The sequence below is a fragment of the Bradyrhizobium diversitatis genome (genome assembly GCF_016031635.1).
In the GTDB taxonomy this organism is placed as follows: Bacteria; Pseudomonadota; Alphaproteobacteria; order Rhizobiales; family Xanthobacteraceae; genus Bradyrhizobium; species Bradyrhizobium diversitatis.
In genome coordinates this window covers 172,391-184,671 of sequence record NZ_JACEGD010000021.1, presented here as the reverse complement: position 1 = coordinate 184,671, position 12,281 = coordinate 172,391, and the positions used below count along the sequence as shown (strand labels likewise).

General features: G+C 65.1%; 12 protein-coding genes. 6 read left to right on the top strand and 6 right to left on the bottom strand.

Translation table 11 applies throughout. From position 1 onward, the window contains the following. Position 1: 1 nt before the first annotated feature. Positions 2–1,501 (top strand): glycosyltransferase family 39 protein, encoded by a 1,500-nt coding sequence (locus H1B27_RS23800; RefSeq protein ID WP_197967699.1) that lies wholly within the window; start codon positions 2–4, stop codon positions 1,499–1,501. A gap of 6 nt (positions 1,502–1,507) precedes the next feature. Here H1B27_RS23800 and H1B27_RS23795 read toward each other — a convergent pair whose 3' ends face one another. Further along, on the bottom strand, positions 1,508–3,397 hold the full coding sequence (locus H1B27_RS23795; RefSeq protein WP_061882892.1) for a CHASE2 domain-containing protein: 1,890 nt from the start codon (positions 3,395–3,397) through the stop codon (positions 1,508–1,510). Positions 3,398–3,457: 60 nt separating this feature from the next. Continuing rightward, positions 3,458–3,997 carry a FecR domain-containing protein gene (locus H1B27_RS23790; RefSeq protein WP_197967698.1) on the bottom strand — a complete coding sequence of 180 codons (540 nt, stop codon included), beginning with the start codon at positions 3,995–3,997 and terminating at the stop codon, positions 3,458–3,460. Between the two features lie 621 nt (positions 3,998–4,618). Here H1B27_RS23790 and H1B27_RS23785 point away from each other — a divergent pair. Beyond that, positions 4,619–5,719 (top strand): DUF2778 domain-containing protein, encoded by a 1,101-nt coding sequence (locus tag H1B27_RS23785; protein ID WP_197967697.1) that lies wholly within the window; start codon positions 4,619–4,621, stop codon positions 5,717–5,719. Positions 5,720–5,726: 7 nt separating this feature from the next. Here the strand turns inward: H1B27_RS23785 and H1B27_RS23780 are convergent, their stop codons facing one another. After that, positions 5,727–6,356 carry a glutathione binding-like protein gene (locus H1B27_RS23780; RefSeq protein ID WP_061883054.1) on the bottom strand — a complete coding sequence of 210 codons (630 nt, stop codon included), beginning with the start codon at positions 6,354–6,356 and terminating at the stop codon, positions 5,727–5,729. Positions 6,357–6,367: 11 nt separating this feature from the next. Beyond that, positions 6,368–6,961, bottom strand: coding sequence for a cysteine hydrolase family protein (locus H1B27_RS23775; protein WP_197967696.1), 594 nt, complete (start codon positions 6,959–6,961; stop codon positions 6,368–6,370). Between the two features lie 130 nt (positions 6,962–7,091). Here H1B27_RS23775 and H1B27_RS23770 point away from each other — a divergent pair, with 130 nt between their 5' ends. The 3 genes from H1B27_RS23770 to H1B27_RS23760 all read left to right on the top strand — a co-directional run bounded on the left by H1B27_RS23770 (position 7,092) and on the right by H1B27_RS23760 (position 9,174). Continuing rightward, positions 7,092–7,931 (top strand): LysR family transcriptional regulator, encoded by an 840-nt coding sequence (locus H1B27_RS23770; protein ID WP_061883053.1) that lies wholly within the window; start codon positions 7,092–7,094, stop codon positions 7,929–7,931. A gap of 137 nt (positions 7,932–8,068) precedes the next feature. Then, positions 8,069–8,815 carry a signal peptidase I gene (gene lepB, locus H1B27_RS23765; protein ID WP_197967695.1) on the top strand — a complete coding sequence of 249 codons (747 nt, stop codon included), beginning with the start codon at positions 8,069–8,071 and terminating at the stop codon, positions 8,813–8,815. A gap of 71 nt (positions 8,816–8,886) precedes the next feature. Continuing rightward, positions 8,887–9,174: a GIY-YIG nuclease family protein gene (locus H1B27_RS23760; protein ID WP_061882887.1), complete on the top strand. Its 288-nt coding sequence runs from the start codon at positions 8,887–8,889 to the stop codon at positions 9,172–9,174. A 320-nt stretch (positions 9,175–9,494) separates the two neighbouring features. On the opposite strand, the gene groL is transcribed toward H1B27_RS23760, so the two are convergent. Beyond that, positions 9,495–11,135, bottom strand: a complete 1,641-nt coding sequence (gene groL / locus H1B27_RS23755; RefSeq protein WP_035696468.1) for a chaperonin GroEL — start codon at positions 11,133–11,135, stop codon at positions 9,495–9,497. A 45-nt stretch (positions 11,136–11,180) separates the two neighbouring features. Continuing rightward, positions 11,181–11,495, bottom strand: coding sequence for a co-chaperone GroES (locus tag H1B27_RS23750; RefSeq protein ID WP_028137285.1), 315 nt, complete (start codon positions 11,493–11,495; stop codon positions 11,181–11,183). 375 nt (positions 11,496–11,870) lie between these two features. Here H1B27_RS23750 and H1B27_RS23745 point away from each other — a divergent pair, with 375 nt between their 5' ends. Then, positions 11,871–12,158: an usg protein gene (locus tag H1B27_RS23745; RefSeq protein ID WP_028177340.1), complete on the top strand. Its 288-nt coding sequence runs from the start codon at positions 11,871–11,873 to the stop codon at positions 12,156–12,158. The last annotated feature ends 123 nt before the right edge of the window (positions 12,159–12,281 follow it).

Genomic DNA, 12,281 nt, shown 5'->3' with positions numbered 1-12,281 from the left:
CATGAGCGGGGCCGACGCGCGGATCGTCCGCAACACCGCGCTGCTGATTCTCGCGCTGGTCGGATTGCGGCTCGTTGCGGCCGCATTCACGCCGATCACGTTCGACGAAGCCTATTACTGGATGTGGTCGAAGAATCTGGCGGGCGGTTACTACGACCATCCGCCGATGGTCGCCTATGTGATCCGCGCCGGCACCATGATTGCCGGCGATACCGAGTTCGGCGTCCGCCTCGTCTCGATCCTGCTGGCGCTGCCGATGAGCTATGCGGTCTATCGCTCTGCCGCGATGCTGTTCGGCGGGGTGCGCGTGGCCGCGACCAGCGCCATCCTGCTCAACGTGACGCTGCTGGCTTCCGTCGGCACGCTGATCGTCACGCCCGATGCGCCGCTGCTGGTCGCCTCCAGCTTCGTGCTGTTCTTCCTCGCCAAGGTGCTGGAGACCGGCCGGGGCGCCTGGTGGCTCGCGGTCGGCGCGGCGGTCGGCGCGGCACTGCTGTCGAAATATACCGCGATGTTCTTTGGGCCGGCGATCCTGATCTGGCTCGCTTCCGTGCCGAAGCTGAGGCGCTGGTTTCTCTCGCCCTGGCCCTATCTCGGCGGCCTTGTTGCCTTGGCGCTGTTCTCGCCGGTGATCCTGTGGAATGCGGACCATCAATGGGTCTCGTTCGCAAAGCAGCTCGGCCGCGCCAGGATCGAGGACTTCCGCCCCGTCTTCATTGCCGAGCTGATCCCGACCCAGATCGCGTTCGCGACGCCGCTGGTCTTCATCCTCGGCGCGATGGGGCTGCACGCGCTGACCTGGCGGCGCGCCGGCGCGCTGGCCTCGCGCGTGCTGATCGAGACGATGTTCTGGACCATCGTCGTCTACTTCGTCTGGCATTCGCTGCATGCCCGCGTCGAAGCCAACTGGTTCGCGCCGGTCTATCCGCCTTTCGTCATCGCCGCGGCGGCCGCCGCCAACCTCGTGCAGTGGAAGCCTCGCCAGCGGCGCCTGGTCGATTTCTGCCTGCGCTGGGCGGCGCCAACGGGCATCGTGATGTTTGCAGCTCTGATCGTGCAGGCCAATACCGGCTGGCTGTCCGGATATCGCCGCGATGCCACGGTGCGCAGCGTCGGCGTCGGCTGGCGCGAGCTTGCCGCCGAGATCGAAACGGTGCGCGCACGCAGTGGTGCGACCTGTGTGCTGGCGCAGGACTACGGCACCACGGGCTGGCTCGCGTTCTATCTGCCGCGCGGCACCTGCGTTGCGCAGCAGAGCCAGCGCATCCGCTGGGTCAACATGCCCGAACCCGATCCCAGGCTGCTCGCCGGCAAGCTGCTCTATGTCGACGAGCTGCGCGGAGGCCATCCCGCCCTCGATGCTCTCTTTGCGCAGGTGACGCAGATCGCACAATTGCAGCGTAAGCGCGGGCCGCTCGTGGTCGAGACCTATGGCATCGACCTGCTCGAGGGCGCCAAGGGCGAGCTGCTGGATCGCTCGCCGCCGCCGGAAGCGCGGTAGCGGGCCTCAGCCGATCATTTCGGCCCTGGTCGAAGGCTGACCCGGCCCATCCCGGTCGCGCCAGAACCAGACCGTCACGATGCCGGAGCGGCCGCGGACCTGGGCGAGCAGGGGCCCGGACAGGACGCCGTCGGGAGCGCCGCTGAAATCGGCCGTGTCGAGCAGCGTATCGCTCAGCGCGAGCTGCGCATCATTCTGGGCGGCGATCTCCATCAGACGGCTTGCGACATTGACGGTGTCGCCTGTCGCCGTGATGTGCTGATGGCTTTCGCCGAGCCGGGATGCGACGATCGGGCCGCAATGCGCGCCGATCTTGAAACCGAGCTGACCTGCGATCGCCGGCGGCAGCGAAGCGATCCAGCGTTCGAGGCTGCGATGCAGATCGATCGCGCATTTCAGCGCGCGCGCCGCGTCGTCGGGCATCGCGCGCGGCAGCCCGAACAGGATCATGGCGCCGTCGCCGAGAAAGCCGGTGATCATGCCGTCATAGTCGATCGCCGCCTTGTCGATCAGTGCATGAAACGCCTTCAGGAGAGTCCTGAGTTCGTTCGGATCAATTCGCTCGCTCAGTCCGGTGAAGCCGGAGAGATCGACGAAGACCACGGCTGCGTCCTGCCGGACCGGCTTCGACAGGAAGTTCGGATCTCGCGCCAGCCACTCCTGCAGCGCCGGAGCCTGGAATTGCGCAAGCGACCGGCTCTTGGCGGCAAAATATTGCGTGCGGCGGCCCCCGGCCCACAGCTGCACGCCGGCAAAGACCGCAACCGGCGGCATTGCCGCGGCGAGCGTGGTTGCGGCGTTCAGCCAGACACCGTGCGTGAACGCGAACAGGTTGACCCCGGCCCAGGCGATCATCACCGCGGCCGCCGTCATGATGCCCAGCGCGCTGCGCCGCCAGGCGAGCAGCCCGACCAGCAGCATCGGCAGCAGGATCGCAGTGAGCGCGTCGGCAATGCGGACCCTGCGGTCGCGCACCATGGCGTCGCCGGCGACGAGATGCGTGATCGCGGTCGAGACCACCTCGACCCCGGGCATCAGGGAATCGAAGGGCGTCGGATAGAAGTCGCCGCCGCCGGCGACCGAGGCGCCGATCACGACGATCCGGTTCTCGATCGCCGCGCGATCGAGCGTGCCGTCGAAAATGCTCTGTGCGCTGACGGTACGGATCGTGCGGCGCGGGCCGTAATAGGTGATCGGCAACGCCAGATCGCCGTCGGTCGGTACCGCGCGATCGCCCAGCATGAGATGGTCCGGCGCGACCGTCAGCGGCTGGTCGAGCGCGCGGGCTGCGACGCGCAAGGGGAAGGACAGCTCGACCTTGTCGCGCGTCCGGAACAGCATCGGCACCGATAGCGGTGAGCCCGATTGTCCCGTCGCGACGTTGACGACGCCGACCTCGGCGTGTTCGGCGAACGCGGGCAACGGCCGCAGGAAGCGCTCGGCCTGCGGCAGAGCGGCGAGGGGACCTTCGCTGCTCGGATCCACGGTTTCGCTGGCGGAGGGGAAGATCGCCGCGGCGGCGAGCACCATGGGACCGGTGGCGAGGGTGCTGGCGAGCGTGGCATCGCCGATCGCAGCGCTGCGGTCGACGAGCAGGAGATCAATCCCGATGACCTTCGGCTTGAACTGCACGATGGTGTCGACGACACGGGCGAGATCGGCGCGCGGCAGCGGATAGCTGCCGCCGCGCTTCACCACGGTGTCGTCGATCGCGACGATGGTGACGAGGTCGGGTGGACGCCGCACGCCGCGGGCTTGCGTCCGCCAATCCGTCAGCGTGGCTTCGAGGCGGTCGAGAAAACGCAGACGGCCGTTGGCGTGCGCGGCAAAGATGCCCGCGCCCCACAGCGCGGTGAGGACGAGTGCCACCAGGATCTGAACGCGTCGGTTGCGCATGCGCTCGTTCTGCAATCTTCTATCGTCCAAATTTCGTGGGCGAGTGTTGTTGACCCGGTCTTATTGCCCGAGTCTCGCCATGAGCGCGTCGACGCGCGGCTGGCCCCAGGTCTTGACGGTCAACGGGCCGGTTGCCTCGACATCGACGCCTTCGCCGGGTCCAAGCACGACGCCGCGCCCACGAGCCCTTCGGGTCACGCCGACCCGGCCGTCGGCGACGAACACGGAGGTCTTGGCGTCGGAGGTCTTGGCGTCAGCGACATCGACCGCCCATTTCGTGCCGCGCACCGCGGCGATCGCTTGCGGCGTCAGTACCTTGAACGGATTGCCCCGCGGCTTCCGGGGCACCTCGACCAGCAGGGCTTTGCTGCTCAACTCCACCGAGTCTATATGTCCGTCGCGGTTGGCGTCCTTAAGTTCAAATCTGGCACCATTTTCCGCAACGATGGTGATGCCGTTGTCGCAGCGCCAGGTCTGCGTCCCGGCAGCCGACGGCGATGCCCTACAGCCCAAATTGGCACCAGGCTGCGCAGTCGCAGATCCAATCAACAGAAACGACCCCGCCAGGGCGAAAAACCCGGCGCGCGCGATCCCTCTCATGCCAGCCTCCGTTTGCGTGCACGGCACAGTTCAGGGCAAATCGATACGGTACCGTATGACGCGCAGAGGCTGCTGAAAAGTGCCGAGGTAGGAGCTACTTTCTCGCGGCGGCGATTACCAGAACCGACGTGATCAACTTTCGGTCACGGCGCCGTGCCGCGTGAGGGCGCAGGGCCCGACGGACGCCCAGCCCACCAGCCTCGCGCAACGCTTCCGCGCTACGGTCACGGCCAGTTGGCGACCACGAAAATGACGTTGTTGAATGTCTCGTGGGTGCGGCCGCAAGCGTCGAAGAACCGACGTGAGCCGGTCGAGAAACATGGTTAACAGATGCGTCTAAGTCCGTAATTCTGCGGGATTTTTCTCAAAACGGGACAGCATTAACGAGTTGCCCCATATCCGCCCGAACTTAATCTGCATTTAACTAAAAGTCGCCTTAATGACGCTCCGACCCTCTGCGAGATGCTGTTCCCGGATCGTGACCAGCGGCACTTTGAAGGGGGACCGAGTGACACCGTCCTGGACGCAAGGCGAATGAGTACGAGTATCGCTGCGCAAAGCATCGCGGCACGGAAGTCCAAAAATCCTGGCAAGAATTCTCTTCGGAAGCCTTCCCGGAAAATGACCACGGCCAATTGGCTGGGCACCGCGGCGATCGGCTGCGTGCTGATGGGCGCCGGCTGGATCATCTACAGCAACATCCTCGGCGCGAGCGTCTACCCCACCGTCGGCAGCATCGGCTACGACGAGCCGGTGGTCAGGCGCGCGCCCAAGGTCGTGCTGCGCGAGGCCGGCGAGGCCATCCGGGAAACCTTCGCGCTGCTGCCCGACCGGCTCCAGGTCGCAGCTCCGATCTCGCGCGAGATGTTCAACGAGCGCTTTGCCGCGGCCGCGACGCAAGGCGTGCCGTCGAATGCGGCGAGCGCAGCGCCCCCGACCCAGGTTGCGCTGGCCAAGGAGACGTCGAAGGACGCCCCGAAGCAGAGCGTGGTCGCGAGGGTCGCCGACGCGCTGAAGCCGGCGGCCAAGACCTCTGACAAGACCTCAGACAAGACCGCTGACAAGACCAGGCGCGCGCCGGATGCCCAGATGCAGCTGGCCTCGGCCGATCCGGCCCAGATCGTGCCGGCGCCCGAGGCGCAGCCGAAGTCGTTCGCCGATCGCGCCAAGGCCGCGGTAATGTCGATCACCGGACCGCGCCAGTCGATGGTGGAAAAGCTCTGGGGCAAGCGCGAGCCGTCCGGCGGGCTGCTCGCCTACGCCTCGGCCGATGCCAGCGTGACCGCGTCCATCGCGCCGAAAGAGCAGAATCCGATGTTCGGCGGCGCGCCGCCCTATGAGCGCGACACGGCGGTGTACGACATCACCGCCAAGACCGTGTATCTGCCCGACGGCACCAAGCTCGAGGCGCATTCGGGCCTCGGCTCCAATCTCGACGATCCGCGCTCCTCGAAAATCCGCATGCGCGGCGTGACGCCGCCGCACATCTACACGCTGAAGCCGCGCGAGGCGCTGTTCCACGGCGTGCCGGCGCTGCGCCTGACCCCGATCGGCGGCGAGAGCGCGATCCACGGCCGCGACGGCCTGCTCGCGCACACCTTCATGCTCGGGCCGAACGGCGACTCCAACGGCTGCGTGTCGTTCAAGGACTATTACGCGTTCCTCGACGCCTACCGCAACAAGGGCATCCGCAAGCTCGCGGTGCTGGCGCGGGTGGAGTGAGGCGCGCTCACGCCGCCATCGCCTTGCGCAGCGACATCTCAGTCGCGATCGCGTCCCGCACGGCCGGCCGCGCCTGCATCCGCTCGAGATAGGCCGACAACGACGGCCATCGCGCGATGTCGATCCCTGCGGGACGGAGCAGCAGCAAGGCCCAGGTGAGATGGGCATCCGCGACGGTGAAGCCGTTGCCGACGAGGAATTCGCGGTCCGCCAGATGCGCTGCCGGCACCGACAATGTCTGCGCGATCCGTGCCCGCGGCTTGGCGAGCGAGCCGTCGTCCTTGTACCAGAAGGTCGGAAACAGGAACGCCTTGTGGATCTCGGCGCCGATGAAGCTCAGCCATTCCTGCAGACGATAACGATCGAAATCGCCGGGCGGCGGCGCAAGACGCGTCTCCGGCTTCACATCGGCGATGTATTGCAGCACTGCTGCGCTCTCGGTCAGCCGTTCGCCGCTCTCCAGCACCAGGACCGGCACCGCACCCTTCGGCGACAGGTCGCGGAAATCGCTGCCGTCTTTCACGACCTGCTTGGTCCAGATATGGGCGAGGTGATACTGCGCCTCGATACCGGCCTCCATCAGCGCGATGCGGCTCGAGAGCGAGCAGGCCATCGGGAAGAAATAAAGCTGCAGCATCGCACGCTCCATCAAGTCAGTGCTTCGACTTGCGCGATGATCGCGAAGCGGTCCGACAATTCGGCCAGCGCGACCTGATGGATCGTCCGGGCGTCCAGCGTGCCGCCGCGGCCGTCGGGCAGGTCGCGGGTGGCGCAGGCGTCGGCCGCGATCGTCGTGCGCAGGCCGAGGTCGAGCGCGGCGCGGGCGGTCGAGGAGACGCACATGTGGGTCATGAAGCCGGCCAGCACGATGTTCTTGAGTCCGGTCGCCGCCAACCGGGCGTGCAGATCGGTGCCGGCGAAGGCATTCGGCAGCGCCTTCTCGATCACGGGCTCGCTGGCGAGCGGCGTCAGGCGCTCGACGATCGCGCCGCGCGCGGCCTCGCGGTCGAACAGGCCGCCGGCGCGGCCCTTGTGCGCGACATGGAAGATCGCGGCTCCGCTTTCCCGTGCGCGCGCGAGCAGGCGCGCAGCCGCAGCGATCGCCGCTTGCACATCGGGCAGGGCCAGCGGACCGGCGCAATATTCGTTCTGGATGTCGATCAGCACGAGGCAGGCCTCGTTGAGCTTGGGCGGATCGAGATCGGCGCCGGCGAGTTCGAGCAGCGTCTTTGGAGCGGTCATGCTGGTGAGGCCTTCTGGGGAATGTCGATGAGGCGACACTAGCGCAGCCGGAGCCTGCCAATGCGCAGGAATATTGCGGCATATGGCTGCAAATTTGCAGGACAAATTCGTGCCTGCTAGGCTCAGCTTCATGAACTGGGACGATCTGCGCATCATCGCCGCGGTCAGGGACGAGGGCACCTATGCCGGCGCCAGCGCGCGGTTGCGCATCGACGAGACCACCGTCGGCCGCAGGCTTGCGCGCATCCAGCGCGATCTCGGCGTGCCGCTGTTCGATGCGGTGGATGGCGTGCGGCGGCCGACGCGCCAGTGCGAGGCGGTGCTCGCGCATGTCGGCGCGATGGCGGCGCATGTGGCGGCGATCGACCGTATCAAGGACACTCAATCCGGCCCGGTCGGCCGGCTGCGCATCGCCTCGACCAATGCGGTCGCCGAAGAGCTGCTGGCGCCGCATGCGGCAAGCTTCCTGCGCGATCATCCGGGGCTGACGCTGCAATTCCTCACCTCCAGCGGCAACGTCAAGTTCTCGCGCTGGCAGGCCGATCTCGCCATCCGCCTGCGCAAACCGGAGAAGGGCGACTTCACCATCTCCAAGCTCGGCGAGGTCAGGCTGTATTTCTTCGAGCCCGCGGACCGCAGCGGAGCCGAGCCGGTCGCGTGCATCTATCCCGACGAGCTCGACGCGATCCCGGAAGCGCAGTTCTTGCGAGCGAAGCGGCTGACCAACGTGCGCTGCATCACCGACAATATCCGCATCATCCGCACCATGATCCAGTCGCATCAGGCCATCGGCGTGCTGCCCGAGCACAGCTGCGGGCCGCTGCTCGCCGACCGCAGCCTGCGCGCCACGCTGCTGCCGAAACGCCGCGACGTCTGGCTCCTGGTCCAGAATCATCTGAAGCGCGATCCGGCGACGCGCGTGACGATCGAGTGGGTGCGGCACTGCTTCAGGGATTTGTCGCAGGGCTGACCGCTGGCGACGTTCATGGCCTCGCATTGAACGCGGGCCGCGCGACGTGCGACCAAATTCGCAAGTTCGCCGGGGATTGCACGCGCGCGCAGGTTGCGTAATCTCGCGACGACTATGTCTTTGAACAGGGCAGCTGCATGACCACTCTTGAGCAAACGATCCGTCCCTCGGCACGATCGCGGGAATGGAAGGCGATTCTCATCCTGATCCTGCTGATCCCGGTGCTGTGGTCGCCGCCGTTCCTGTTTCGATACTTCCTGTATCAGCCGTTCAACATCCCCTCGAATTCGATGGCACCGACGCTGATGGTCGGCGACTACGTCTTTGCGGCGAAATATGCCTATGGCTACGGCCGCTATTCCTTCCCCTTCGCTTCGTCCTGGATTTCGGGCCGCGTCTTTGCCGCCGAGCCCGAGTATGGCGACCTGGTCGTTTTCCGAACGCCAAGGGATACCTCCGTCGATTACGTCAAGCGCGTGGTCGGGCTGCCCGGCGACCGCATCCAGATGCGGCAGGGCCGGCTCATCCTCAACGACCGTCCGGTGACACGCGTCGCGCTGACGGAGGCACAAGCCGGCGCCTCCTGCGGAGGCGATGACGGGGCGAAGGTCAAGCGCTGGCGCGAGACGCTGCCGAGCGGCGTGAGCTATGTGACCTACGACTGCCTCGACAATGGCTTCCTCGACAACACCAGCGTCTTCACGGTGCCGCCCAGCCACCTCTTCGTGCTCGGCGACAACCGCGACAATTCAACCGACAGCCGGATGATGTCGACGTTCGGTTTCGTGCCGATCGACAATCTCGTCGGCAGGGTCACACGCATCATCTGGTCGCTCGATGAGGATGGCGAGCCGCGCTTCGAGCGGTTGGGGAACGTGGAGTGAGGCTTGCTCCGTCATTCCGGGGCGCGCCCTCTTGGGCGCGAGCCCGGAATCCATAACCACAGGCGGATGTTTTGACGTACTATGTCTACATCCTCGCGAGTAAGAAGCACGGCACGCTCTATATCGGCGTGACCCGCGACCTCGTGCGCCGTGTGTACGAGCACAAGACAAAGGCCGTCCCTGGCTTCACGAGCAAGTACGGCGTCAACAAGCTCGTCCTGTTCGAAATCTATGACGATCCCGCGACGGCCATTGCCCGCGAGAAGGAGCTCAAGAAATGGCGGCGCGACTGGAAGACGCGCCTGATCGAGGAGCAGAACCCGAACTGGGATGATCTTTATCCCGGGATCACCAAATGAGGTTCATCCTGCACTCCTTGTCATTCCGGGGCAGCGCGAAGCGCTGAGCCCGGAATCCATAACGACAGGCGGACGGAATGGCCCGCTATGCCTGTCGCCCGTAAGAAGAAGTGCAAGAAGTGGCGGCGGGATTGGAGGACTTTAAACCGGGCTGATCTCCATCCCGGGATAACCAACTGAGGTTCGTGGTTATGGATTCCGGGCTCGCGCCCAAGAGGGCGCGCCCCGGAATGACGACGGGAGAGAGTTTGCCCCAAAAACAAAAACCCCGGCATCGCTGCCGGGGTTTCGCATTTCTCGACTGTGCCTGAGGGGCTGGATCAGAAGTCCATGCCGCCCATGCCGCCGCCCGGGGGCATTGCGGGGCCGGCGCCGCCCTTCTTGGGCAGCTCGGCGACCATGGCCTCCGTGGTGATCAGGAGCGCGGCAACCGAGGCTGCGTTCTGGATCGCGGTACGGACCACCTTGGTCGGGTCGATGATGCCCTTCTTGACGAGGTCGGCATATTCGCCGGTCTGGGAGTCGAAGCCGTAATTGTAGGCCTTGTTCTCCAGGATCTTGCCGACGATCACCGAGCCGTCTTCACCGGCGTTGATCGCGATCTGGCGGGCGGGGGCCGACAGCGCCTTGCGCACGATCTCGACGCCGGTCTTCTGGTCGTCGTTCTTGGTGCGCAGGCCCTTGAGCTGCTCGGAGGCACGGAGCAGGGCGACGCCGCCGCCCGGGACGATGCCTTCTTCCACGGCCGCGCGGGTCGCATGCATCGCGTCATCAACGCGATCCTTGCGCTCCTTCACCTCGACCTCGGTCGCGCCGCCGACGCGGATCACCGCGACGCCGCCCGCGAGCTTGGCGAGACGCTCCTGGAGCTTCTCACGGTCGTAGTCCGAGGTGGTCTCCTCGATCTGCGCCTTGATCTGGGCCACGCGCGCCTCGATGTCGGCCTTCTTGCCGGCCCCGTTGACGATCGTGGTGTTCTCCTTGTCGATCATCACCTTCTTGGCGCGACCGAGCATGTTGAGGGTGACGTTCTCGAGCTTGATGCCGAGATCTTCCGAGATCGCCTGGCCGCCGGTCAGGATCGCGATGTCCTGCAGCATGGCCTTGCGGCGATCGCCGAAGCCCGGAGCCTTGACGGCCGCGACCTTCAGGCCGCCACGCAGGCGGTTCACGACGAGGGTCGCGAGGGCCTCGCCTTCGACGTCCTCGGCGACGATGACCAGCGGCTTGCCGGTCTGCACCACGGCCTCGAGCAGCGGCAGCAGCTCGTTCAGCGAGGAGAGCTTCTTCTCGTTGATGAGGATGTAGGCGTCGTCCATCTCAACGCGCATCTTGTCGGCGTTGGTGACGAAGTAGGGCGAGATGTAGCCGCGGTCGAACTGCATGCCCTCGACGACGTCGAGCTCGGTCTCCAGCGACTTGGCTTCCTCGACGGTGATGACACCCTCGTTGCCGACCTTCTTCATGGCGTCGGAGAGGAACTTGCCGATCTCCTGGTCGCCGTTGGCCGAGATGGTGCCGACCTGGGCGATCTCGTCGTTCGAGGTGACCTTCTTGGAGTTCTTCTGGAGGTCCGCAACGACCGCCTCGACCGCGAGGTCGATGCCGCGCTTGAGGTCCATCGGGTTCATGCCGGCGGCGACCGACTTGGCGCCTTCGCGCACGATCGCCTGGGCCAGCACGGTGGCGGTGGTGGTGCCGTCGCCGGCCGCATCAGCGGACTTGGAGGCGACTTCGCGCACCATCTGGGCGCCCATGTTCTCGAACTTGTCCTCGAGCTCGATCTCCTTGGCGACGGTGACGCCGTCCTTGGTGATGCGGGGAGCGCCGAACGACTTGTCGAGCACGACGTTGCGGCCCTTCGGGCCGAGCGTGACCTTCACCGCGTTGGCGAGAATGTCAACGCCGCGCAGCATCTTGTCGCGCGCATCAACCGAGAATTTGACTTCTTTGGCTGCCATCTGGATTTTTCCTTGGAATGATTTGACTGGAGGGAGAGGGGGCTCTTAGGCCGCCTTCTTCTTGGACTCGCTGACCTCGAGAACGCCCATCACGTCGCTCTCCTTCATGATCAGCAGGTCCTGGCCGTCGATCTTGACCTCGGTGCCGGACCACTTGCCAAACAGCACGCGGTCGCCGACCTTCAGGTCGATCGGGATCAGCTTGCCGGACTCGTCGCGGCCACCCGGGCCAACGGCGACGATTTCGCCCTGGGAGGGCTTTTCCTTGGCAGTGTCGGGAATGATGATGCCGCCAGCGGTCTTCTCTTCTGCGTCGATGCGCTTGACCACGACGCGGTCGTGAAGCGGACGGAATTTCATGCAGTCCTCCTAAGCAATTGCACGTGTTGAGGATTTTGAGATTGTTAGCAGTCGTTGCCCGCGAGTGCTAGCACAGGCGAGGCTGAGATAAGCCAGGAATTTTGCGGGGGCAAGGCCTTCTAGCAGAAAAATTAGCAGCCGAAAGCGCGGACTGCCAGAATCTCTTTGCCATCGTTAACCGACGCCAAGCCCGTATTAGCACGGAGCTGTATCTGCTGCTAACGCATTGAATTTCAACAGCTTGTTAAACTTTTAGGCTTGAGATGGGTTGTCAGTTTGCGTCACATTTCTCTCATGTGAGCGCATCGATTCCGGGTGGCTCCCGGGGCACCGAGCAAGCCACCCCCGAATGCGCTCCTGCAAAGGAGGTTTGGCATGGGACTGCGGAGCGGGGGCGTTTCCGAGGATTTCCGGAAGCAGATGCTGGGCTACGGACTGACGACGGCGCAAATTCTCTATCGGATGCCGGATCATCCTTCGCTGCTCCAGACCTACGTCTGGCAGAACTACGACATGTTTCCGAAATTTCCGGCGCTGAAGGATTTCCTGGCGTTCTGGCAGGAAAAGCTCGATGGCCCCCTCCATTCGGTCACGGTGGCGCATTCCAAGCTGATCAAGCCGGCCGAGCTGCGCGCCGTGGATGGCGTGTTCCGGCTGCATTGAGGCAGCGTAGGGTGGATTAGCCCGCGACGGCGCGAAGCGCTGTCGCTTGCGTAATCCACCGCATGTCTGTCCGCCGAAGCAGAAATGGTGGATTACGCCTTCGGCTAATCCACCCTACGAAAT

Excerpts from the sequence above, each read along its gene's own strand:
- H1B27_RS23800 (WP_197967699.1), top strand. The coding sequence starts at position 2 with ATGAGCGGGGCCGACGCGCGGATCGTCCGCAACACCGCGCTGCTGATT.
- H1B27_RS23795 (WP_061882892.1), bottom strand. The coding sequence starts at position 3,397 with ATGCGCAACCGACGCGTTCAGATCCTGGTGGCACTCGTCCTCACCGCG.
- H1B27_RS23790 (WP_197967698.1), bottom strand. The coding sequence starts at position 3,997 with ATGAGAGGGATCGCGCGCGCCGGGTTTTTCGCCCTGGCGGGGTCGTTT.
- H1B27_RS23785 (WP_197967697.1), top strand. The coding sequence starts at position 4,619 with ATGACCACGGCCAATTGGCTGGGCACCGCGGCGATCGGCTGCGTGCTG.
- H1B27_RS23780 (WP_061883054.1), bottom strand. The coding sequence starts at position 6,356 with ATGCTGCAGCTTTATTTCTTCCCGATGGCCTGCTCGCTCTCGAGCCGC.
- H1B27_RS23775 (WP_197967696.1), bottom strand. The coding sequence starts at position 6,961 with ATGACCGCTCCAAAGACGCTGCTCGAACTCGCCGGCGCCGATCTCGAT.
- H1B27_RS23770 (WP_061883053.1), top strand. The coding sequence starts at position 7,092 with ATGAACTGGGACGATCTGCGCATCATCGCCGCGGTCAGGGACGAGGGC.
- lepB (WP_197967695.1), top strand. The coding sequence starts at position 8,069 with ATGACCACTCTTGAGCAAACGATCCGTCCCTCGGCACGATCGCGGGAA.
- groL (WP_035696468.1), bottom strand. The coding sequence starts at position 11,135 with ATGGCAGCCAAAGAAGTCAAATTCTCGGTTGATGCGCGCGACAAGATG.
- H1B27_RS23750 (WP_028137285.1), bottom strand. The coding sequence starts at position 11,495 with ATGAAATTCCGTCCGCTTCACGACCGCGTCGTGGTCAAGCGCATCGAC.
- H1B27_RS23745 (WP_028177340.1), top strand. The coding sequence starts at position 11,871 with ATGGGACTGCGGAGCGGGGGCGTTTCCGAGGATTTCCGGAAGCAGATG.